The 21,799-nt window shown below is 71.4% G+C and carries 21 protein-coding genes and 1 riboswitch; of the genes, 7 read left to right on the top strand and 14 right to left on the bottom strand.

Going from position 1 to position 21,799, the window contains the following annotated elements; translation table 11 throughout:
• The first annotated feature begins 23 nt into the window (after nt 1-23).
• Entirely contained in the window at nt 24-986 is a 963-nt protein-coding gene (locus ABZ532_RS07600; RefSeq protein ID WP_361280261.1) for an alpha/beta hydrolase, read from the top strand.
• Nucleotides 987-1,046: 60 nt separating this feature from the next.
• Here ABZ532_RS07600 and ABZ532_RS07595 read toward each other — a convergent pair whose 3' ends face one another.
• The 3 genes from ABZ532_RS07595 to ABZ532_RS07585 form a co-directional block, all read right to left on the bottom strand.
• A complete protein-coding gene (locus ABZ532_RS07595; RefSeq protein WP_361280469.1) occupies nt 1,047-1,718 on the bottom strand; it encodes a TMEM175 family protein in 672 nt (223 codons plus the stop codon).
• A gap of 213 nt (nt 1,719-1,931) precedes the next feature.
• Complete coding sequence (locus tag ABZ532_RS07590) at nt 1,932-3,284, bottom strand: metallophosphoesterase (RefSeq protein WP_361280259.1); 1,353 nt, start codon at nt 3,282-3,284, stop codon at nt 1,932-1,934.
• Between the two features lie 14 nt (nt 3,285-3,298).
• A complete protein-coding gene (locus tag ABZ532_RS07585; protein ID WP_361280258.1) occupies nt 3,299-3,553 on the bottom strand; it encodes a hypothetical protein in 255 nt (84 codons plus the stop codon).
• Nucleotides 3,554-3,683: 130 nt separating this feature from the next.
• Here ABZ532_RS07585 and ABZ532_RS07580 point away from each other — a divergent pair, with 130 nt between their 5' ends.
• Nucleotides 3,684-5,003 carry a D-alanyl-D-alanine carboxypeptidase gene (locus tag ABZ532_RS07580; RefSeq protein WP_361280257.1) on the top strand — a complete coding sequence of 440 codons (1,320 nt, stop codon included), beginning with the start codon at nt 3,684-3,686 and terminating at the stop codon, nt 5,001-5,003.
• Here ABZ532_RS07580 and ABZ532_RS07575 read toward each other — a convergent pair.
• Genes ABZ532_RS07575 through ABZ532_RS07565 form a run of 3 tightly spaced genes read right to left on the bottom strand, consistent with a single transcriptional unit; the run spans nt 4,951 to nt 7,463 of the window.
• The gene (locus ABZ532_RS07575; RefSeq protein ID WP_361280256.1) at nt 4,951-5,886 is read right to left on the bottom strand and encodes a YihY/virulence factor BrkB family protein; all 936 of its coding nucleotides are present in this window, start codon (nt 5,884-5,886) and stop codon (nt 4,951-4,953) included. The two genes, ABZ532_RS07580 and ABZ532_RS07575, sit on opposite strands and share 53 nt — an antisense overlap.
• A gap of 52 nt (nt 5,887-5,938) precedes the next feature.
• Nucleotides 5,939-6,916, bottom strand: a complete 978-nt coding sequence (locus ABZ532_RS07570; protein ID WP_361280255.1) for a decaprenyl-phosphate phosphoribosyltransferase — start codon at nt 6,914-6,916, stop codon at nt 5,939-5,941.
• Entirely contained in the window at nt 6,909-7,463 is a 555-nt protein-coding gene (locus ABZ532_RS07565) for a phosphatase PAP2 family protein (RefSeq protein WP_361280253.1), read from the bottom strand. The genes ABZ532_RS07570 and ABZ532_RS07565 overlap by 8 nt, the downstream gene beginning before the upstream one ends.
• A gap of 150 nt (nt 7,464-7,613) precedes the next feature.
• On the opposite strand from ABZ532_RS07565, the gene ABZ532_RS07560 reads away from it, so the two are divergent.
• Nucleotides 7,614-9,050 (top strand): FAD-binding oxidoreductase, encoded by a 1,437-nt coding sequence (locus ABZ532_RS07560; protein ID WP_361280252.1) that lies wholly within the window; start codon nt 7,614-7,616, stop codon nt 9,048-9,050.
• 52 nt (nt 9,051-9,102) lie between these two features.
• The gene (locus ABZ532_RS07555; RefSeq protein WP_361280251.1) at nt 9,103-9,858 is read left to right on the top strand and encodes a decaprenylphospho-beta-D-erythro-pentofuranosid-2-ulose 2-reductase; all 756 of its coding nucleotides are present in this window, start codon (nt 9,103-9,105) and stop codon (nt 9,856-9,858) included.
• Between the two features lie 84 nt (nt 9,859-9,942).
• On the opposite strand, the gene ABZ532_RS07550 is transcribed toward ABZ532_RS07555, so the two are convergent.
• The 5 genes from ABZ532_RS07550 to glyA form a co-directional block, all read right to left on the bottom strand.
• A complete protein-coding gene (locus tag ABZ532_RS07550) occupies nt 9,943-10,497 on the bottom strand; it encodes a hypothetical protein (RefSeq protein ID WP_361280250.1) in 555 nt (184 codons plus the stop codon).
• Nucleotides 10,498-10,561: 64 nt separating this feature from the next.
• Nucleotides 10,562-11,806 carry a YncE family protein gene (locus ABZ532_RS07545; protein ID WP_361280249.1) on the bottom strand — a complete coding sequence of 415 codons (1,245 nt, stop codon included), beginning with the start codon at nt 11,804-11,806 and terminating at the stop codon, nt 10,562-10,564.
• A gap of 334 nt (nt 11,807-12,140) precedes the next feature.
• A complete protein-coding gene (locus ABZ532_RS07540) occupies nt 12,141-12,734 on the bottom strand; it encodes a 2'-5' RNA ligase family protein (RefSeq protein ID WP_361280248.1) in 594 nt (197 codons plus the stop codon).
• A 200-nt stretch (nt 12,735-12,934) separates the two neighbouring features.
• Complete coding sequence (gene trpS / locus ABZ532_RS07535) at nt 12,935-13,948, bottom strand: tryptophan--tRNA ligase (RefSeq protein WP_361280247.1); 1,014 nt, start codon at nt 13,946-13,948, stop codon at nt 12,935-12,937.
• Nucleotides 13,949-14,275: 327 nt separating this feature from the next.
• Nucleotides 14,276-15,553 (bottom strand): serine hydroxymethyltransferase, encoded by a 1,278-nt coding sequence (gene glyA / locus ABZ532_RS07530; protein ID WP_361280246.1) that lies wholly within the window; start codon nt 15,551-15,553, stop codon nt 14,276-14,278.
• A 96-nt stretch (nt 15,554-15,649) separates the two neighbouring features.
• Nucleotides 15,650-15,740: riboswitch (ZMP/ZTP riboswitch) on the bottom strand.
• Nucleotides 15,741-15,911: 171 nt separating this feature from the next.
• Between glyA and rocD the strand changes: the two genes are divergently transcribed.
• Nucleotides 15,912-17,120, top strand: coding sequence for an ornithine--oxo-acid transaminase (gene rocD / locus ABZ532_RS07525; RefSeq protein WP_361280245.1), 1,209 nt, complete (start codon nt 15,912-15,914; stop codon nt 17,118-17,120).
• A gap of 49 nt (nt 17,121-17,169) precedes the next feature.
• Here rocD and ABZ532_RS07520 read toward each other — a convergent pair whose 3' ends face one another.
• Entirely contained in the window at nt 17,170-18,363 is a 1,194-nt protein-coding gene (locus tag ABZ532_RS07520; RefSeq protein WP_361280243.1) for a glutathionylspermidine synthase family protein, read from the bottom strand.
• Nucleotides 18,364-18,384: 21 nt separating this feature from the next.
• Nucleotides 18,385-18,669 (bottom strand): hypothetical protein, encoded by a 285-nt coding sequence (locus ABZ532_RS07515; protein ID WP_361280468.1) that lies wholly within the window; start codon nt 18,667-18,669, stop codon nt 18,385-18,387.
• A 139-nt stretch (nt 18,670-18,808) separates the two neighbouring features.
• Between ABZ532_RS07515 and ABZ532_RS07510 the strand changes: the two genes are divergently transcribed.
• Nucleotides 18,809-19,666 carry a hypothetical protein gene (locus ABZ532_RS07510; protein ID WP_361280242.1) on the top strand — a complete coding sequence of 286 codons (858 nt, stop codon included), beginning with the start codon at nt 18,809-18,811 and terminating at the stop codon, nt 19,664-19,666.
• Between the two features lie 27 nt (nt 19,667-19,693).
• Here ABZ532_RS07510 and ABZ532_RS07505 read toward each other — a convergent pair whose 3' ends face one another.
• The gene (locus tag ABZ532_RS07505; RefSeq protein ID WP_361280240.1) at nt 19,694-21,103 is read right to left on the bottom strand and encodes a PLP-dependent aminotransferase family protein; all 1,410 of its coding nucleotides are present in this window, start codon (nt 21,101-21,103) and stop codon (nt 19,694-19,696) included.
• A 159-nt stretch (nt 21,104-21,262) separates the two neighbouring features.
• On the opposite strand from ABZ532_RS07505, the gene ABZ532_RS07500 reads away from it, so the two are divergent.
• Complete coding sequence (locus ABZ532_RS07500; RefSeq protein WP_361280239.1) at nt 21,263-21,766, top strand: carboxymuconolactone decarboxylase family protein; 504 nt, start codon at nt 21,263-21,265, stop codon at nt 21,764-21,766.
• Nucleotides 21,767-21,799: the final 33 nt, after the last annotated feature.

Below are 21,799 nucleotides of genomic sequence, written 5' to 3'. Positions count from 1 at the left end.
CTCCGCGGCATACGCTCCTGTCCATGGTTGAGCATCGCCTGGTCGACGTGAACGGGATCCGGCTGCACATCGCCGAGCAGGGCGAGGGCCCGCTGGTAGTGCTCCTGCACGGCTTCCCCGAGTCATGGCACTCCTGGCGCCACCAGTTCGGCCCGCTGGCGGACGCGGGCTTCCGGGTAGTCGCCCCGGACCAGCGGGGGTACGGGCTCAGTGACCATCCCGCCGACGTCGGGGCGTACACCATCTTCCACCTGGTCGGTGATGTGGTCGGTCTGGTCCAGGCGCTGGGTGAGAGGAAGGCGTATGTCGTGGGGCACGACTGGGGAGCGCCGGTCGCCTGGCACACCGCGCTGCTGCGTCCGGACATGGTGCTCGGGGTGGCAGGCCTGAGCGTGGCGCCCTCGTTCCGCGGACCGGTGCCTCCGCTGGCCGCCATGGAGGAGAGGTTCGGCGGCCGCTTCTACTGGAACTACTTCGCCCTTCCGGGCGTCGCCGACGCCGAGTTCGCGAGGGACCCGCGCACCACGCTGCGGAAGTTCCTCTACTCGGCCTCCGGCGACTCCCCCGGCGGGACCAAGCAGCCGCTGGTCGACCTCGACCGGGGCTGGCTCGCGGACATGCCCGACCCCGAGATGCTGCCGCCATGGCTCACCGAGGACGACCTCGACGCGCTCACCGAAAGCTTCTCGCGGGGTTTCACCGGCGCACTCAACTGGTACCGCAACCTCGACCGCAACTGGGAACTCACCGCACCGTGGCAGGGCGCCCTCGTCACCAGGCCCGCCCTCTACGTCTACGGCGACCGCGACCCCGTCCCCGCGTTTCCCGGAATGCCCGAACTCATCGAGCGTCTGCCCGCGCTGATGCCGAACCTGCAGAGCAAGCCCCTCAAGCTCGCCGGGTGCGGACACTGGACCCAGCAGGAACGCCCGGCAGAGGTGAGCGAGGCACTCGTCGAATTCCTCCGCACGTGTTCCGGTTCCTGAACCTGATCCTGAGGCGGCCTTCGTCCAGACCTGACTCCAGACCTGCTGCCCGACCTGTCGTCAGGCCTGACGTCGGCCGCGATCCCGGTGGCGAGGTGTTCGGCCGCGCCAGCGGATCGCGTGTCTGAGGGGGAACGTCAGCAGCCAGGTGTACAGCGCCGCTTGAGGGGCGACGGCGAACGCCACCACCACGGACGCCGCGCAGACCAGTGCCACCGACCCCTGCTCCGTGACGACGGTCCAGCCCATACGGTCGGGAATGGGCCGGGCCTGCAGGTGCTCACGCCGCCAGACACTGGTGAACAGCGCGAGGTGCAGCAGGCTGAGCAGAGCGATGGCGGCCGCGTAGGCGGAGACGGCGAGCGGCTCCTCGCTGCCGTATTCGGAGAGCAGCGCGGTGGGGAACGGCAGCAGAGCGGCCGCGCCCAGGCCTGCCAGGGTCAGCCGGATGGTGAAGGTGTCGACACGCCGTACCCGCTGGAGGATCTGGCGCTGGTCGCGCCAGAAGGCGCCGAGCACGGCGAAACTGAGCGCGTAGGCGGCGAGCTGGGGCCAGACCCGGCCCATCTCGTGCCGGAAGCCCGCCGCGTCCAGGCCCCCGGGGACGGAGACGTCCAGCACCAGGAGCGTCATGGCGATCGCGTAGATGCCGTCGGACAGGGCGATCAGTCGCACAGGGCTCTCTACGTACGCAGGCTCGCCGGCGTCCGCCGTGCTTTCCGTGCCGATCACACCCATGACCGCACCGTAGACCGCTCACGGGGCTTGTCCCCGCGCCGGACCGTCCTGCCGGGAGCACATCGCAGCGAAAGGATCAGCGACCGTGATCCGTCCGGATGACGACGAGTGCGGGGCCGGCCGACCGTCGGGTGTCCTGTCGCCGAACGTGATGCCGTCCCGTGTTCTCGAGCCCGTGACCGTGACCGTGGCCGCGGTCCCGACGGCTCAGGCCTGGCGGGAGGCCAGCTCCACGACGGTGATGTCGGACGGCGCGCCGACGCGGACGGGTGGGCCCCAGGCGCCCGCGCCGCGCGAGACGTAGAGCTGGGTGTCGCCGTAGCGTTCCAGGCCCGCGACGGTCGGGTTGGCCAGTTCGGCGATGAAGTTGCCCGGCCAGAGCTGACCACCGTGGGTGTGGCCGGAGAGCTGGAGGTCCACGCCGTGGCGTACCGCGTCGTGGATCACGACGGGCTGGTGGGCGAGCAGCACCGAGGCACGGGAGCGGTCGCGGTCCCCCAGTGCGCGGGCGAAGTCGGGGCCATGGCCCTCGCGCTCGCCCGCCACGTCGTCCACGCCCGCGAGGTCGAATGCCGCGAGCTCGGCGCGGTCGTTGCGCAGCGGGGTGAGTCCGAGCTCGCGGACATGGTCGACCCAGGCGTCGGCGCCCGAGAAGTACTCGTGGTTGCCGGTGACGAAGAAGGCCCCGTCGCGTGCCCTGAGCTGCGCCAGGGGCTCGGCGGCCCGGCCGAGATCGGCGACGCTGCCGTCGACCAGATCTCCCACGACGGCCACGAGATCGGGCTGGGTGGCGTTGATCGTGTCCACGATCCGCTGGCTGTGGGCGCGGCCGAGGACCGGCCCGAGGTGGATGTCGCTGACGACGGCGATCCGGTAGCCGTGCGCCCCGCGCGCCAGCTTGGCGAGCGGCACGGTGACCTTCTTCACCCGCGGCCCGCGCAGCACTCCGTACGTCCCGTAGCCGACGGTCCCGGTGGCGGCCGCCACCGCCGCACCGCCCGCGGCGCGCGCGACGAACAGCCGCCGCGTCAGCTCGCCGGAGGAGGCGGGGCGGTCCACCCGGTCCGCGGCGTCGGTGGCGGTCCCGTCAGCGGTCTCGTTCGCAGCCGGGCCCGGGGGTGCAGCCTCCGGGAGCACGGCGGTCCGGCCCGTGGCCCCGGCGCCCTGGGTGACCACGGCGGCAGGGGCCTCGGCGGCCATCGTCACGACCACCGCCCCGGCGTCGGCTGAGGCCGCGTCAGCCCTGCGCTCCAGCCACCGCCGCAGCAGCGGCCGTACGCCCTCCGCGACCACCAGGGCGAGCGTCAGATACAGCAGCACCGCGAGCCACAGGTAGCCGGGCCAGGCCAGCACCTGCTGGAGCCAGAACGGGGCGCCCGCCCGCCCGGAGGTCAACGCCCCCACGGAGAGCAGCGGCAGGAGCACCACGGCCGCGGTGCCGGCGTGACGTACGGCACCGCCCGGCGCCGTCGTGTCGCGGACCAGCCGCCGCCACACGTACCCGTGCACGCCCACGAGCAGGGCCAGGACCACGACGATCACCAGCAGGACCACCAGCACGGCAGCGGCTCCCCTCACCCGTGGTTCTCGGGGTCGCGGCGCAAGGCGCGCAGAGCACGCAACCCGATGGCCCCGATCGCCGTCCCCAGGAGAAAGGACGTGATGGCGAGCAGTAGATGGACCCAGAAGTACGCAGTCGGGTCACCCGCGTCGTCAAAGGCGAGCCCGCTGGCGTCCTGCCACAGGTTCTTGACGAAAGTGATCCAGATGACCCAGCTCCACACCCCGAACGCGAGCAGGAACCAGGAGACGGGGCGGCTGAGCTTCATGGAGTCAGTATCACCGCTGTCCGCCACACCGGTGCGGCGGGGTCCGATGGATGGGCTGTCCTGGCGGAGCTCGCGGCGGGTCATCCCACCGGTGTCAGATTCTCTGACTAGTCCATGTACTTTCTCGATCGTGTCCGCTTTGAAAAAGACCGCATTGACGGTCATCGCCGCCGCTTTGCTGCATTCGATCACCGCCGCACCCGCGCTGGCGGTCACCTCAGGAGCCAGAGCAGCGATCGGCGCGATCAATACCGGCAAAACGGACGCCAAGGCACCGAACCCTCCCGCGCAGATGTCCACGGTCGGCGGCTCTCAGCTCGGCATTCCGGGCACCCAGGTCAACCTGGGTGCCGGCGCCCCGGTGCTCCCCAAGGACCTCTCCGCACGCTCCTGGATCGTCGCGGACGCGGAGAGCGGCGCGGTGCTCGCCTCCCACAACGCCCACTGGCGGCTCGCGCCCGCCTCCACGCTGAAGATGCTGTTCGCGGACACGCTCCTGCCCCGGATGAACAAGGACGACGTGCGCACGGTCACGCGTGCGGACCTCATGGGCGTCGGCGAGGGCAGCAGCCTCGTCGGGGTCAAGGAGAACCAGAGCTACAGCGTCCACGACCTCTGGCTCGGCGTGTTCCTCCGCTCGGGCAACGACGCCGTCCACGTGCTCTCCTCGATGAACGGCGGCGTCGAGCAGACCGTCCAGGACATGCAGGACCACGCGGAGGAACTCCAGGCCCTGGACACCCATGTGGTCACCCCGGACGGCTACGACGAGACGGGGCAGGTGTCGAGCGCGTACGACCTGACGCTGTTCGCCCGCAGCGGCCTCCAGAAGAAGGACTTCCGGGAGTACTGCTCGACGGTGCGCGCCCAGTTCCCCGGTGAGCAGAAGCCCGGCAAGAAGCGCGAGACGTTCGAGATCCAGAACACCAACCGGCTGCTCACCGGGGCCTCCGGCGTGTCCCCCTACCAGGGCATCGCCGGAGTCAAGAACGGCAACACCACGCACGCGGGCTCGACCTTCACCGGCGTCGCGGAGCGGAACGGAAAGGTGCTGCTGGTGACGGTGATGAACCCGTCGTCGAAGGAGCCCCAGGCCGTCTACAAGGAAACCGCCCGCCTGCTCGACTGGGGCTTCACGGCGGCCGGAAAGGTGGAGCCGGTCGGCGAGCTGGTCGCCCCCCGGTCCGCGGACACCGGCCCCTCGGGCGGCTCGCAGTCGTCGTCGGGCGGAGACGGTGAGGACGAGGGCACCGTCAGCGGCGCCAAGGAGAGCCCGAAGAACGGCGCCGGTCCGCAGCACGCGTCCGCCGCTGCCCACGAGGGCTCCAGCGGCGTCGGGATCGCGCTCTCCATCACCGGCGGAGTGCTGGTGCTGCTGGCCGGAGGGGTGTTCCTGGTCAACCGGCGCTGGCCGCTGCCTGATCTGGTCCGCCGTCTCCCTCGTCGCTAGGGCCTGTCCTGGCGGAATCCTGGGCGGCGGCCCCCGCGCTTCCGGTCGCCGTCCAGGACGCGCAGTACAACAGCAGCTTCGCGGTGAAGTTCATCCACAGCAGCAGGGCCACCGGCACCCCGAAGGCGCCGTACATCGACTTCGACGCGACGCCCGAGATATAGCCGCTGAGCAGCAGCTTGAGGAGCTCGAAGCCGACCGCGCCGAGCAGTGCGGCGACGATCAGCCGGCGGCGTGGCGGCTGCACGGAGGGCAGCAGGGTCAGGGCGTAGAGCAGCATCAGGAAGTCGGCGAGCACGGCGATGGCGAGGGCGCAGGTCTGGAGCAGGACCCCGCCCGCCCCGGCGCGGTCGATGCCGAGCCGGTCGGCGCTCCAGCCGAGCGCGGTGGAGCCGAGTGCGGACGCGGCGAACGAGGCCAGGACCACGGCTCCGAAGCCGAGCAGCACAAGGGCGTCCTTGGCCTTGCGCGCGATGGGGTTGCCCTCGTCGGTGTCGTCGAGCTGCCAGACAGCGCGCAGGCAGTCGCGCATCGACCCGATCCAGCTCACGCCGGTGAGCAGCAGCAGCGCACCGGCGATCAGCCCGATCGTGCCGGCGTGGGCGACGAGACCCTCGATGTCGAGCTGGTCGGAGATCCCCGGCACCTGGTCGGTGAGCCTCTTCTCCAGGTCCTTGAGCTGGCTGTCGCTGAGCAGCGCCGCACCGACCGCCGCGGCCACGGTGATCAGCGGGAAGAGGGACAGGAAGCTGATGAAGGTGATCGCGGCGGCGAGGCGGGTCCAGTGCACCCGGTCGAGCCGCTCGTAGGTGCGCCAGGCGTGGGTCTTCATCAGGCGCTGTACGAGCGGTCCGATGACGGGGAGTCGGGTCAGCCAGTCCATGCCGTACGCCTGCCCTTCTGAGCGGAGAACGATCCATCCATGAACCTGGATGTCAGATGCCCGCCACGGCCATGCCGTACATCGCCAGCCAGACGAGCCCGATGACGGCCAGCGGCCGGTCCCGGAGGACGACCTCCTCGGGGGCACCCGCCGCGCCCCGGTCGGCGAAGACCGCGTACCGCAGCACGGCCAGGGTGAAGGCGATCATCGAGAGCTGGCGCCAGGGCAGCAGCGAGCCGCCCGCGGCACCGCCGCCGGACTCCAGTGCCCACAGGCAGTAGCCCAGGACGGCCACCCCGGCTGCCAGTTGCCAGACGAAGCGCAGATAGCTGCTGGTGTAGGAGGTGAGCAGCGCCCGGGTCGCCCCGCCCGAGTCCGCCATCCGCACGGCCTCCGAGTAGCGTTTGGCCGCGACCATGAACAGCGCCCCGAACCCCGCGGTGATCAGGAACCACCGGGACAGCGGGATGGACAGCGCCACCCCGCCGATCATGGCGCGCATCAGAAATCCGGTGGTGACCACGGCCAGGTCCACGACGAGCACGTGCTTGAGCCGTACGCAGTAGGCGAGCTGCATCGCGATGTACGCGCTCAGCAGCCCGGCGGACAGCGCATCGCACAGGGCCACGGCCGCGCCGATCGTGGCGAGCGTCAGCAGGGTCCCCGCGGCGTAGGCGACGGATACCGGGACCTCGCCCGCCGCCACGGGGCGGTGGCACTTCACCGGATGGGCGCGGTCGGCTTCGGCATCACGCGCATCGTTGATCAGATAGACCGACGAGGCGGCGGTGGTGAAGAGAACGAAGACGAGGGCCAGTTGGGCGGCGGTGTGCCAGGAGGCCAGGTCACCGGCCGCCGCGGGGGCCGCTGCCACCAGTACGTTCTTGATCCACTGGCGTGGGCGGGCAGTCCTGACCAGGCCGGTGAGCATGACGCCGGGATGGCGGCGGACGGGGGTGGATTCTGTGGCGTCCGGGCGTTCCGGGCGCCGTTCCGGCTGGTCCAGGACCGCGGTGCTGGGCTCAGCCATGACTGTCGCCCCCGCGACCGGCGACCGGCGCGGCCCGCAGCCAGCCAGCGCCCAGACGGGCCGTCAGACCGCCGAGCAGTGCTCCAGCGGCCACGTCGGTCGGGTAGTGGACCCCGACGACCAGCCGGGACACGCAGATCGCGGCGGCCAGCGGTGGCACAAGCCGGCCTCCCGCCGGGCGCAGGGCGCCGAAGACGACGGTGGCCGCTGCCGCGGCGGTGGCGTGCGAGCTGGGAAAGGAGTGCCTGCCCAGGGTCTTCACCAACGGCTCAAGCCGGGGCAGCCGGGGACGCGGGCGGCGTACCACGCGTTTGACCCCCATGCTCGCCAGATGGGCGGCGCCCACCAGTGCGGTACCGCGCAGCCAGCCCTGGCGGCGTTCCCGGTCGGCCGCCGCGCACACCAGGCCCGCCGCGAGCCACACCGCGCCGTGCTCGCCGCCGTGCGAGAGAGCGCGGGCCGTCGCGGCCACCCGTGGGTCCCGTCCGCAGTCGCGCAGGGCCGCCAGCAGACGGCGGTCGGCGTGCTCCCAGTTGACGTGTCGCATATGGGCGACTCTTCTCAACCCGAGGCCGTCATTCGCGGCACATCTTTAATGACACTCGTTTAATCACCCATTTCGGCGAGTCAGGCGAGTCAGCCGAGTCAGCAGACAGATCCCGGCAAATTCGCCTATAAGGGGCGCTAGCGTCCGAGTATGTCCGCTGACCGCCCCGCCGACTCCCGCACCGTCGCCGCCGACATCCCGGCCGGCCCCGTCACCGTGACCGGCTGGGGCCGCACCGCCCCGTCCGCAGCACGGCGGCTCGTCCGTCCGCGCAACCACGAGGAGGCGGCGGAGGAGGTACGGTGCTGCGGCGCCCGCGGGTCCATCGCGCGCGGTCTGGGCCGGGCGTACGGCGACGCCGCGCAGAACGCGGGGGGCGCGGTACTCGACATGACCGGCCTCGACCGGATCCGCGCCATCGACGCCGAGGCCGGCATCGTGGTGTGCGACGCGGGAGTCAGCCTGCACCACCTGATGGAGGTGCTGCTGCCGCTCGGCTGGTTCGTCCCGGTGACGCCCGGCACCCGCTATGTGACCGTCGGCGGGGCCATCGGCGCCGACATCCACGGCAAGAACCACCATGTCTCCGGTTCCTTCTCCCGCCATGTGCGCTCGCTGCAACTGCTCACCGCCGACGGCGAGGTGCGTACCGCCCTGCCCGGCACGGAGCTGTTCGACGCGACCGCGGGCGGCATGGGCCTGACCGGGGTGATCCTGTCCGCCACGATCGGGCTGCACCCCGTCGAGTCCTCCCTGATGTCCGTCGACACCGAACGGACCCCGGACCTGGACGACCTGATGGCCCGGCTCACCGCCGGAGACGACCGCTACCGCTACTCGGTGGCATGGATCGACCTGCTCGCGCGGGGCGGATCGGCCGGGCGTGCCGTGCTCACCCGCGGGGACCACGCCCCGCTCGACGCCCTCCCGCCGCGTGCCCTGCGGCGGCCCCTGGAGTTCCGGCCGCGCCCGCTCCCGGGCGCCCCCGGATTCGCAGGTCTCGCCGGACTCGCCGGACTCGCCCCGGACTTCGTGCCGAGAGGGCTCGTCGGGCGTACGTCGGTGTCCTGCTTCAACGACCTCTGGTACCGCAGGGCGCCGCGTTCGCGCACCGGTGAACTCCAGCCGGTCTCCGCGTTCTTCCATCCGCTGGACGGCGTTCCGCACTGGAACCGGGTGTACGGGCGCAGCGGCCTCGTGCAGTACCAGTTCGTGGTCGGGTTCGGTCAGGAGGAGGCACTGCACCGGATCGTGCGGCGTATCGCACGGCACCGCTGCCCCTCGTTCCTCGCCGTGCTCAAACGGTTCGGCGCGGCCGACCCGGGCTGGCTGTCGTTCCCCATGTCCGGCTGGACGCTCGCGCTGGACGTCCCGGCCGGGCTGCCGGGTCTCGGCCCGCTGCTCGACGCGCTGGACGAGGACGTGGCGGAGGCAGGTGGACGGGTGTACCTGGCGAAGGACTCCCGGCTTCGGCCCGAACTGCTGACGGCGATGTACCCGGAGGTGCAGCGCTTCCGGGCGCTGCGCGCGGAGCTCGATCCGCGCGGGGTGTTCGTCTCGGACCTGTCCCGCCGCCTGTCCCTGTGACGTCCGCCGTGATCGAAGCCTGATCGAAGCCCCATCGGAGAAGGAGCACTTCATGAAGGACGCCTTCGGAGCACCCCAGTCCCTGCTCGTCCTCGGCGGCACATCCGAGATCGGTCTGGCCACCGCGCGCCGGCTGGTGGCACGGCGTGCGCGCACGGTGTGGCTGGCCGGGCGGCCGTCCCCCGCCCTGGACGAGGCCGCGGACTCGCTACGGGTCCTGGGCGCGGAGGTGCGTACCGTCCCCTTCGACGCCCTCGAACCCGCCCGGCACGAGGAGGTGCTCGGCAAGGTCTTCGCCGAAGGCGACATCGACGTGGTGCTGCTCGCCTTCGGCGTCCTCGGTGACCAGGCACGGGACGAGGCCCAGCCGCTCTCGGCGGTCCGGGTCGCCCAGACCAACTACACCGGCGCGGTCTCCGCAGGCCTGGTGTGCGCGGCGGCCCTCCAGGCTCAGGGGCACGGCTCGCTGGTGGTGCTGTCGTCGGTGGCCGGCGAGCGGGCCAGGCGGGCCAACTTCATCTACGGGTCGTCCAAGGCCGGCCTGGACGCCTTTGCCCAGGGGCTCGGCGACGCGCTGCACGGAACCGGCGTGCACGTGATGGTGGTCAGGCCGGGCTTCGTACGGTCGAAGATGACGGCCGGGCTGCCTCAGGCTCCGCTGTCGACCACTCCTGATGTGGTCGCTCTGGCCATCGAGACGGGGCTGCGGCGGCGCGCGGAGACCGTGTGGGTGCCGGGGCAGCTGCGGGTGGTGATGTCGGCGCTGCGGCATGTGCCACGTGGGCTGTTCCGGAGGCTACCGGTCTGAGCGGAGCCGTGCCGGAGTCGTCCGGGCTCCCGTGCCGGGCAGGAGTAGCGGTGCCGGCACGGGAGCCCGTCGCATCACGGTGGGTCAGAAGGTCAGGCCCGGGCCGTCCCCGGCCGGAGGGACCGTCACCGTGGGCCCCTGGACGATGAACGTGTCCACCGGGCCGGCGGGGCCCGTGTCACCGGTCGGGCCCGTCGGCCCTGTCGGCCCCGTGGCACCTGTCGCACCCGTGGCTCCGACGAGTCCCGTCGCGCCGGTGGCCCCTGTCGCACCAGAGCCCGTGGCACCGGTGGGTCCCGTGGCGCCGGTGGGACCGGTCGGTCCCGTGGCGCCGGTGGGACCCGTCGCGCCCGTCCACCCGTGGTCCGGTCTGCACCTGTCGGATCCGTCGAAGGCGCTCGCGCTCACGCCGTTCGGCCAGGGTTTGTCGCACTGGTCCCTGTCGCCCCTGGCAGGCCCGGGAGTTGCCGCGCTGAGCGGCGAAGGGGCGCCCGGCAGCTGCACGGCGGTCGCCACGGGCATCGTGATTCCCATCAGGACCAGCGCGACCGACGCGATCACGCCGCCGGTCTGCCATGCTGCCCGGCCGGGCAGCGGGCCCAGCGGTGAGGGGGACGGCGGTGGGCCGTGAGAAGTCATGCGGGTTTCCTTTCGTTCGGGATCTGGCCGTCCTCGGTAGGGAGGGCCCGGACGGCGCCTTCCCCTAGGGCGTTTCAGGGGCGCACACGGCGTAGGGCATGAAGGTGATGGATTCGTCGGTCTCGTTGACGAGGGACACCTGCCAGGTGTCGCCCACCGGCTTGCTGCTGAAATCGCTCGGCGGGGGGCCGCTGATCTCATGTCCGCCACCGGTGATGACGCTGCCGACCGGGCATTCGGCGGACGCCGAAGCGGGGATCTCGGCGACCGCGACACCGAACGGGTTGCCTCCCACGCCGACGGTGGCGGCCACGGTGTCGGTGGCGGTGTTGATCACCGACACGTTGGACGACTGGTAGTTGGTGACGTAGGCGAATCCGCCGTCCGGCGAGACCGCCACGGCGACGGGGTTGGTGTTGACGGGAACGAAGCCGGTGACGGCCTCGGTGGCGGTGTCGATCACCTCCACCCTGTTCACGAACAGGCGGGGGACGTACGCCTTGGCGCCGTCCGGGGTGAACGCCACGTCGCGGGGGTCGCTTCCGACCGGGATGTTGTTGGTGACCGTGTTGGACGCGGTGGAGATCACCGTGACCTGGTCCGAGTCCTGGACGGCGACCCAGACCTCGGTGCCGTCGGGGGTGACCGCCAGACCGATCGGAGTGGTGCCGACCGGGATGCTGGTGCTGACCGTGTTGGTGGCGATGTCGATCACCGTGACGCTGCCGGTCGCGGTATTGCTCACATAGGCGGTGTCGCCGTCCGGTGTGATCGCCACGTCCACGAGGTTTCCCCCGACCGCGATGGTGGTGGTCACGGTGTTGGTGGTGGTGTCGATCACGGTTACATCGCCCGAGCTTTCGTTGGCGACGTAGACCTGAGTGCCATCGGGGGTGACCGCGAGCCCGGTCGGGCCGTCGCCGACGTCGACGGTGGCGATGACGGCGCGGGTGAAGGTGTTGATCACCGACACGGTGCCGTCGAGGAGGTTGCTGACATAGGCGCGGGTGCGGTCAGGGGTGAGCGCCACGCCTGAGGGGAAGTCGCCGACGGGGATGGTGTCGACGACCGTATTGGTGCCTGTGTCGATCACCGACACGGTGTCCGAGCCCTGGTTGGCCACGAAGGCGTAGGTACCGGACTGCGCCGTCGCCGGAGCGGCTAGGGCGAGCGGGGCCGCCAGCCCCGCCACCACGGCCACTCCCGCGGCGAAGGACCTCAGGCGCAGCCACCACGAGCGCCCGTGCCCGTCTTCCCTTCCGGGGGCGTTTGCCCGTGGAGGCACCCGCAACACTGCGATACGCGACATGAAGACCTCCCGCGTGCACACCGAGGTGTGTGTTCGAGTCTGAGAGTCCCGGTGGCTCGTGGACCCGGAGCGGATCCGGGCTCACCGGTGCGACTGCTGCGACGCTAAGCACCGGCAATGGGCAGATAATCATTCGACATTCCCAATGGGGCCGGATGAGCGACAACCCGGGCCGGGCCGCAGGACCATTCAGGGGACGGGCTCCTGGCCCACATCCGACGTCACCTGGTCGCGGTCATGGCGACGGCCCCGGATCCTCGTCGGATCCGGGGCCGTCGTCTGACCGACCGGGCTTGGCTTGCACGGGCGCGGCCCGCTGGGGCGCGGGTGCCGCCTACCTGGGCGCGGGCGCCGGGGTGTCGACCGCGGTGCCTTGCGGGGGCACATTGGACAGCCCTGAGCCGCCGCCCTCGAACTCGTACTCCCGCAGCGTGCGCCACACGGCATCCGGACCCTGCTCGTACAGCGCGAAGGAGGCGCAGGTCCACGCCGCCTCGTACCCCGCGAGCTCCTCGTACGCCCGGTCCATGGCCTCCTCGGCGATACCGTGAGCGACGGTCACATGCGGGTGGTACGGGAACTGGAGCTCCCGGGCCACCGGGCCCGACGACTCCCTGACCTGCTGCTGTAGCCGGGTGCAGTCCGCCGCGCCCTCGACGACCTTGAGGAAGACGACGGGCGACAGCGGACGGAAGGTGCCCGTGCCGCGCAGCCTCATCGGGAAGGACCGCCCGTCGGCGGCGACCCGGCTCAGGTGCGTCTCGACGTCGGGCAGCACCGAGGCGTCGACCTCGGTGGGCGGGAGAAGGGTGACATGCGTCGGAATGCCGTGGGCAGCGGGATCCCCGAAGCCCGCGCGCCGCTGCTGGAGCAGGCTGCCGAAGGGCTCCGGGACCGCGATCGAAACGCCGAGCGTTACGGTCCCCACGTCGTTCTCCTCTCCGGGTCTCCGGCCGGGTGTCCGGGATCCGGGTCGATGGTTTCTCCAGCGGTGGTGAAGCCTCTCCACAGCCGCCAGTGTGACGGCTGCCGCGGGCCTCCCGCCAGGGCCCTTGGTCTGTCCCGGGCCGCTGTGCCTGTGTCCTTGGACTCAGTGTCCGGATTCAGTGCCCGGCCCAAGGCCCCGGCTCAGTGCTTGGCCGGCAGGAAGCCCACCCGCTCGTAGGTCTGGGCGAGGGTCTCGGCGGCGACCGCGCGGGCCTTCTCCGCACCCTTGGCCAGGATCGAGTCCAGGGTCTCCGGGTCGCCCAGGTACTCCTGGGTGCGGTCCCTGAACGGGGTCACGAAGTCCACCATGACCTCGGCGAGGTCGGTCTTCAGCGCACCGTAGCCCTTGCCCTCGTAGCTCTGCTCCAGATCCGCGACGGCGGTGCCGGTGAGGGTGGACATGATGGTGAGCAGATTGCTGATGCCCGGCTTGTGTTCCGCGTCGAAGCGGATCACGGTGTCCGTGTCGGTGACCGCGCTCTTGACCTTCTTCGCCGTCGCCTTCGGCTCGTCGAGAAGGTTGATCAGGCCCTTGGGGTTGGACGTCGACTTGCTCATCTTGCTGGACGGGTCCTGAAGATCGTAGATCTTGGCCGTCTCCTTGAGGATGTACGCCGACGGGACCGTGAACGTCTGCCCGAACCGGCCGTTGAAGCGCTCGGCAAGATCACGCGTGAGCTCGATGTGCTGACGCTGGTCCTCGCCGACCGGCACCTCGTTGGCCTGGTAGAGCAGGATGTCGGCGACCTGGAGGATCGGGTACGTGAACAGGCCGACGGTGGCCCGGTCGGCACCCTGCTTGGCGGACTTGTCCTTGAACTGTGTCATCCGGGACGCCTCGCCGAAGCCGGTGAGGCAGTTCATCACCCATCCGAGCTGGGCGTGCTCGGGGACATGGCTCTGGACGAACAGCGTGCAGCGCTCGGGGTCGAGCCCCGCGGCGAGCAGCTGGGCCGCCGCGAGACGGGTGTTGGCCCGCAGCTCGGCCGGGTCCTGGGGAACCGTGATCGCGTGGAGGTCCACGACCATGTAGAAGGCGTCATGGGTCTCCTGCAGCGCGACCCACTGGCGGACCGCGCCCAGGTAGTTGCCGAGGTGGAACGAACCTGCGGTGGGCTGGATGCCGGAAAGCACGCGAGGACTGTCAGAGGCCATGTGAAGCATTCTCTCAGGTGCCGCCGACAGTCCGGGAACGGTTTGCGGGCGGGCGTCGCGCCGCGCCCGTCGTCGAGTGGCCCGGGGCATGTGCCCGGGGCACCGCGCGGCCGGTGGCCCGCGGCGGGGACGCCTCGCATGCCCGGGATGCGCGGGATGCCGGTGATCCGGGGACGAGCGCGGGGTCGCGACATGATCCCGGCGTGCTCCGCGGGTCCGTATGACGATCACCGGTGAGACGAGGAACACACGGACACACGGCCGGCAGGACACGCCGCGAGCCGTCCCGCACCCCCGAGGCGGAGAGTGCGGGACGGGCGCCGGCCGCTACGCCCGGAGACCCGGCGCCGGGTAGGCCGCCATCAGCTCCGCGACCTCCGCACGGATCACGGCGATGGCCTGCTCGTCGCCCGACCTGGCGGCGGTGACGCCCCGCTGGATCCAGTCGGCGACGGCGGGCATGTGCGCGGAGCCGAGGCCGCGGGACGTGAGTGACGGGGTGCCGATGCGGATACCGGACGGGTCGAACGGCTTGCGCGGGTCGTAGGGCACGGTGTTGTAGTTGACGACGATGCCCGCGCGGTCCAGCGCCTGCGCCGCGACCTTGCCCGGGACGTCCTGGGGCGTGAGGTCGATCAGGATCAGGTGGTTGTCGGTGCCACCGGACACCAGCGCGAAACCACGCTCGAGCAGCGCTTCGGCGAGGGCCTTGGCATTGGCCACGACCGCGTGCGCGTAGTCCCGGAACGCCGGCTGCGCCGCCTCGTGCAGGGCGACGGCGATCGCCGCGGTGGTCTGGTTGTGCGGGCCGCCCTGGAGGCCGGGGAAGACCGCCTTGTCGATGGCCTTCGCGTGTTGCCCGCGGGACATCAGCATCGCCCCGCGCGGCCCACGCAGCGTCTTGTGGGTGGTCGTGGAGATCACGTCCACGTGCGGCACCGGCGAGGGGTGCGCCCCGCCCGCGATCAGACCGGCGATATGCGCGACATCGGCGACCAGCACCGCACCGGACTCGCGGGCGATCTCCCCGAAGGCGGCGAAGTCGATGGTCCGGGGAAGGGCGGTGCCGCCGCAGAAGATGACCTTCGGCCGCTCCTTGAGAGCGAGTTCGCGCACCTCGTCGTAGTCGATCAGGCCGGTGTCCCGGCGCACCCCGTACTGCACCCCGCGGAACCACTTGCCGGTCGCCGACACGCCCCAGCCGTGGGTGAGGTGGCCGCCCATCGGCAGGGCCATGCCCATCACCGTGTCGCCGGGCTCGGCGAAGGCCAGGTAGACGGCGAGGTTGGCCGGGGAGCCGGAGTACGGCTGGACATTGGCGTGCTCGACCCCGAAGAGCGCCTTGGCGCGGGCCACGGCGAGCTGCTCGACCTGGTCGACGTTCTGCTGGCCCTCGTAGTAGCGGCGGCCGGGGTAGCCCTCGCTGTACTTGTTCTGGAGGACGGTGCCAGAGGCCTCGAGCACGGCGTCCGACACGTAGTTCTCGCTGGGGATCAGCCGCAGGGTGGCGGCCTGGAGCTGTTCCTCGGCTCCGACGAGCGCGGCGAGTTCGGGGTCGGCCGCGGTAAGGGCGGGGTGGGCGTGCTGGGCAGGGAGCGTCGTCATGGCGGGCGTCCTCCGGGCAGGGCGGGCGTTCGGTGTCGTGTCCCGGGGTACGGCTCGCGGGCCCCGCGGGCGGCGGGGCAGCGGCAGCACCCACTCGGAAGGTGCCCAGGCGGGCGGCACCTCGTCGGTTCTGCCGCACACGGCTTCCCCGCGGTCCTTTCCGCGTACGCCAGTCGCCGTGCGTGCCGCCCACCCTACTCGCTGCTGCCGAAGCCCCCTGTCCCGGGTTCAGGGTTGCCGGTTCGTCGTCCTGGTTCCGTCACTCATGTTTCTTCACGCACCGCGCGAGCGACGATAGAAAGGGGCCACCACCCAGGCCCGGCCCGCATACCCATGCCGCAGGACGAACGGAGACCCCGTGTCTGCTACGGAGAAGGCGATCGCCTCCGCGGAGGCGCACAGCGCCCACAACTACCACCCGCTGCCCGTCGTCGTCGCTTCCGCGGACGGTGCCTGGATGACGGACGTCGAGGGCCGCCGTTACCTCGACATGCTCGCCGGGTACTCGGCGCTGAACTTCGGCCACGGCAACCGGCGGCTGATCGACGCGGCGAAGGCCCAGCTCGAGCGGGTGACCCTGACCTCCAGGGCGTTCCACCACGACCGGTTCGCCGACTTCTGCACCCAGCTCGCCGAGCTGTGCGGCATGGAGATGGTGCTCCCGATGAACACCGGCGCCGAGGCGGTGGAGACCGCCGTGAAGACGGCCCGGAAGTGGGGCTACCAGGTCAAGAGGGTCCCGGAAGGCCAGGCGAAGATCGTCGTCGCGGCCAACAACTTCCATGGCCGTACGACCACGGTGATCAGCTTCTCCACCGATCCGGAGGCACGCGCCGACTTCGGCCCGTACACCCCGGGTTTCGAGATCGTCCCCTACGGCGACCTCACCGCGCTGGAGCACGCGCTCAGCGACAACACGGTGGCCGTGCTGCTCGAGCCGATCCAGGGCGAGGCCGGCGTCCTGGTGCCACCGGCCGGCTATCTCACCGGGGTACGGGAGCTGACCCGCGAGCGCGGGGTGCTGTTCATCGCCGACGAGATCCAGTCGGGCCTGGGCCGCACCGGGCGCACCTTCGCCTGTGAGCACGAGGGCGTGGTTCCGGACATGTACGTGCTCGGCAAGGCGCTGGGCGGTGGCGTCGTCCCCGTCTCGGCGGTCGTGTCGTCCGCCGATGTGCTCGGGATCTACCGGCCGGGTGAGCACGGCTCGACGTTCGGCGGCAATCCCCTGGCCTGCGCGGTCGCGCTGGAGGTCATCGGTATGCTGCGCACCGGCGAGTTCCAGCAGCGGGCTGCCGAGCTGGGCGAGCACCTGCACCACGAGCTGGGTCTCCTGGTCGGCGGGGGCGCGGTCGACGCGGTGCGCGGGCGGGGGCTGTGGGCGGGGGTCGACATCACCCCGGCACACGGCACGGGCCGGGAGATCTCGGAGAAGCTGATGGACCGGGGCGTCCTGGTGAAGGACACCCACGGGTCCACGATCCGGATCGCTCCCCCGCTGGTGATCAGCAAGGAGGATCTGGACTGGGGCCTCGACCAGCTCCGCGCGGTGCTGGCCGGGGAGTGACCGTGACCCGGGTCCCGTTGAGGCCCTGCGCCTCCCCGGGACCCGGGGCTCAGAGGATCACATGCGGAAGGAAGCGGGCGTACCCGTCCGTGATCAGCCCCGACGACTCGCGGATGCCCAATCCCGCCGCCTCGTTCTCGACCACCCAGGCGCCGAGCACGACCCGGTTGCCGTCGAAGTCGGCGAGCGGCGCCAACTCCTGGTAGCAGCAGGGCTCCTCGCGTGCCACCGGATCGCCGTCCGACTCCGCGACCGGCTCGTGGACGGTGACGCCCGCGCCCTCCCGGCCCAGCAGCGGCTTGGCCACATAACCGGTGGTGGTGGCGAGCTCGCGCGGGCCGTCGAGATAGGCCGGGAGCAGGTTCGGATGCCCCGGATACAGCTCCCACAGCACGGCGAGCAGCGCCTTGTTGGAGAGCAGCATCTTCCAGGCGGGCTCGATCCAGCAGGTGGTGCCGGTGCCGCCGCCGTTGTCCAGGGTGTCCAGGACATGCGGGCCGAAGGGGTCGGTGGTCAGCCACTCCCAGGGGTACAGCTTGAAGCAGCTGCGGATGAAGCGCAGCCGGTCGTCCACGAACCGCCCGGAGATCCGGTCCCAGCCGATCCGCTCCACCGACAGCGCCTCGGTGCTCAGCCCGGCCTGCTGGGCGGTCTCGCGGAGATACGCGACCGTCATCAGGTCCTCGCCGAGCTCGTCGCCGTCGGAATGCACGAAGTGCACAGGGCCGGGCGGCAGCAACGGGGCCTGGCGCTTCCAGGCGTCCACGAGCCGCTCGTGCAGGGAGTTCCACTGGTCGGCGCCCGGGAAGCGCTCCTCCATCCAGAACCACTGCGGGCTGGCGGCCTCCACCAGCGAGGTGGGGGTGTCGGCGTTGTACTCCAGCAGCTTCGCCGGTCCCGTCCCGTCGTAGCGCAGGTCGAAGCGCCCGTAGAGGGAGGGAAGTTCGGCGCGGCGACGCCAGGACTCGGCGACCCGCCTGGCCACCCGCCGGTCGGTGATGCCGAGATCGGCGAATCGTCCCTGCTCCACGATGTGCCCGGCCGCGGCCAGGCACATGGCGTGCAGCTCCTCGACGACCTCCTCCAGCGCCTCGACCTCGGGCAGGGAGAACTCGTAGTACGCGCTCTCGTCCCAGTACGGGCGCAGCGAGCCGTCCGGATAGCGGGTGAGCGGATAGATGACGCCCTGCTCCTCGACGGTCTGCTGCCAGCCGGGGCGGGGTTCGATGGTGTGGCGTTTCATCGCTGCACGGTTGTTTCTTGCTCAGCCGCCGCTGGAGCCGGAGGAGCCGAAACCGCCGGTCTTGACGGCCGACTTGTCGTAGCTGCCACCCGAGGCCTTGCCGTTGCTGACGTTGCCGCCGTAGTAGTAGCGGCCGTGGCCACCGCCGCCGTCATCGTCGTCGCACTCGTAGTCGGGCAGGACCTCGTATGTCACCGGGTCGATGCACCGCTCGTCCGGCTCCGAGCCGCAGGAGGTGAGCGTCGCCGCGAGCACCCCCATGCCGCCGAGCACGACCGTCCCCGACCTCAGCCTGCGCCGCGCCATCCCCCCGGCCTCCCCGTTCTCGTTCTCGTACACATCTGCGTACACATCAAGCCACTCGATGAACCGCCGCACACACTAGAGGGCCGTGCCGCGCCGCCGTAAGCCTGGTCCACGAAGCCTCCCCATCTAGAGTCGGTTTGTGTACTTCGGGATGTTCTGCGCGGTCGCCTCTTCCGTCTGCTACGGCCTGGCCACGGTCTTCCAGGCGATCGCCGCCCGGTCCGTCGCCGACCCGGACGCGACCTCCGGGGTGGACGCGGCCCTGCTGCTGCGCGCGGTGCGGCAGTGGCGGTACGTCGCCGGGCTCGCCCTGGACGGGGCGGGCTTCGCCCTCCAGGTCGTGGCACTCCGCCTGATCCCGATCTACGCGGTGAGCGCGGCCCTCGCCGCGAGCCTGGCGGTCACGGCGGTCGCCGCGACCCGGCTGCTGTCGGTGCGGCTCAGCCGGGTCGAGTGGACCGCGGTGGGCGTGGTCTGCCTCGGTCTCGCGATGCTGGGCCTCGCCTCGGGCCCGGAGGGCAGCACTCCCCCGCCGCCCGCCCTGAAGTGGGCGCTGCTCGGCACGGCGTTAGTGGTCCTGCTGATCGGCGCGGCAGCGGGCCGCCTGCCTGGCCGCTCCCGGGCCCTGGCACTCGGGCTGGGCGCGGGGATCGGCTTCGGGGTGCCCGAGGTGGCGGTGCGGCTCCTCGACTCGCTGGACTTCAGCAGCCCGGCGCTCTACGCCGTCGTCCTCGGCGGCGCCTCCGCCTTCCTGCTCCTCACCTCCGCCTTCGCCCGCGGCTCGGTGACCACGGCGACGGCCGGCCTGGTCCTGTCCGAAACGCTGCTCCCCTCGGCAGTCGGCGTCGTCTGGCTCGGCGACCGCCCCCGCGAGGGCCTCGCCTGGCTGGCCGTGACCGGCTTCGCGATCTCCGTGGCGGGGGCACTGGCACTGGCCCGCTTCGGGGAGCTCCCGACGCCGGAGACGCAACGGCCACCGGAGGGCCCTGTGCCCTGACGGACCCAGCCACGGCCGTGGCGGGCCTTACGGCAGCACCCGGCACAGCGCGTCGAGCGTGCCCGACCACGCGCTGTCCGGCGGGGTGCCGTAGCCGACCACGAGGGCGTCGCGCGTGGGTGGGGTGGCGGGATGGCGGTACTGCGCGAGGCCCTCGACGAGCAGGCCCTGCCAGGCGGCTGCCTGGACTACGGAGGTCTCGGTGCCCGGGGGCAGTTCGAGTACCGCGTGCATCCCGGCCGCGATACCGCTGACCGTGATCTCCGGGGCGCGTTCCGCGAGTGCCTCGACGAGCTGGTCACGGCGTCGGCGGTAGCGCAGCCGCATCCCGCGCACATGGCGGTCGTACGCACCGGACACGAGGAACTCCGCGAGCGTGAGCTGGTCCAGCGTGCTCGTCGCCCAGTCCACGGGGCCCTTCACCGCCACGACCTCATCGGCCAGGCCCGGCGGCAGCACCAGCCAGCCGATCCGCAGGCCCGGAGCCAGGGCCTTGCTGGCCGTGCCGAGATAGACGACCCGGTCCGGGTCGAGTCCCTGGAGCGCACCGATGGGCTGGCGGTCGTAGCGGAACTCCCCGTCGTAGTCGTCCTCCAGGACCAGCCCGCCCGAGCGCCGCGCCCAGTCCACGATCTCGGTCCGCCGGTCGGGATGCAGCGCGACGCCCATCGGGAACTGGTGCGCGGGAGTGAGCAGCACGGCACCGACGTCCTTCATCGCGGCCAGTTCCCCGGTGCGGCTGCCGAGCGCGTCGAAGGGCAGTGCGGGCAGACGCAGTCCGGTGTCGCCGAGCCGCTCGCGGTGCACGGCGTAGCCGTACGCCTCGACGGCCACGTCCCGCACCTTCCGCTGCCGCAGCACCGTGCCGATCAGCGTCAGCCCGTGGACGAAGCCGGAGCAGATGACGATGCGCCCCGGCTCGGCGTACACCCCGCGCGCCCGCGCCAGGTAGTCCGCGAGCGCGTTACGCAATTCGACGCGTCCGTACGGGTCTCCGTACCCGAACGCCTCGTGCGGCGCGGCCGTCAGTGCCCGCCGCGACGCCTTGATCCACTCGGCACGCGGGAACGACGCCAGATCGGGCGTACCGGCCACGAGGCTGTACGCGGGCCGCTGCCGGACCCGGCCGGTGCGCGGCGAAGTCGGCGAGGCAGCCCCGCTCCTGCGCGGCGCCGCACGCCGGGCGACCCGGGTGCCGGACCCCTGCCGTGCGGTGAGCCAGCCCTCGGCGACGAGCTCGGCGTAGGCGTCGGCGACGGTGTTGCGCGCGATCCCCAGATCGGCGGCGAGCGTACGGGACGAAGGAAGCCTGGCCCCGGGCGCGAGCCGCCCCGTGCGCACGGCCTCCCGCAACGCGTCCATGAGGCCTGCGCGCAGCCCCTGGCCGCGCAGCTCGAGGTGCAGGTCGGCCCCGAAGCCGGCCCATTCATCCGCCATGGAGGTGGACCCTACTCCGCCCCACGAAGGGCGCGTCGGCTGTGCGCACGCGGCCTCCGCACCTGCTCTCCCCGGTGCCGCCGGCGCGGCAAGTGGCCCAGTCATCCGGCGCGGAAATGGACCACATCGGTGCGCCATGCCGAGCATATGGTCGATGCCATGACCACGAACCACACGCACCACGAGCTCAACCCCGAACCCGCGCCCCGCATGGAGTGGGCCAAGCACGCCCCCGAGGTCTACAAGGCGATGGTCAGACTGGACGCGGCGGCGCGGAAGGGGGTCGACCCCGTGCTGCTGGAGCTGGTGAAGATCCGTGCCTCGCAGCTCAACCACTGCGCCTTCTGTCTCGACATGCACTCCAAGGACGCCTTGGCGGCCGGGGAGTCCCCCGAGCGGATCATCCAGCTCAGCGCCTGGGAGGAGTCGCAGCACTTCTACTCGCCCAAGGAGATCGCCGCGATCGAGCTCACCGAAGCGATCACCGTGCTGACGGAAGGCTTCGTGCCGGCCGAGGTGTACGAGAAGGCGGCGACGCACTTCGAGGAGGCGGAGCTGGCGCAGCTGATCGCCGCGATCACGGTGATCAACGCCTGGAACCGGTTCGGTGTCACCACCCGGGCCGTGCCGGGCCACTACACGCCGGGGCAGTTCGCGCACTGATGCCGCGCGCCGCCGCGGGGACGGCTCCGAGGT

The sequence above is a fragment of the Streptomyces sp. NPDC019396 genome (assembly GCF_040632375.1).
In the GTDB taxonomy this organism is placed as follows: Bacteria; Actinomycetota; Actinomycetes; order Streptomycetales; family Streptomycetaceae; genus Streptomyces.
This window is presented reverse-complemented; position numbering and strand designations above follow the sequence as displayed.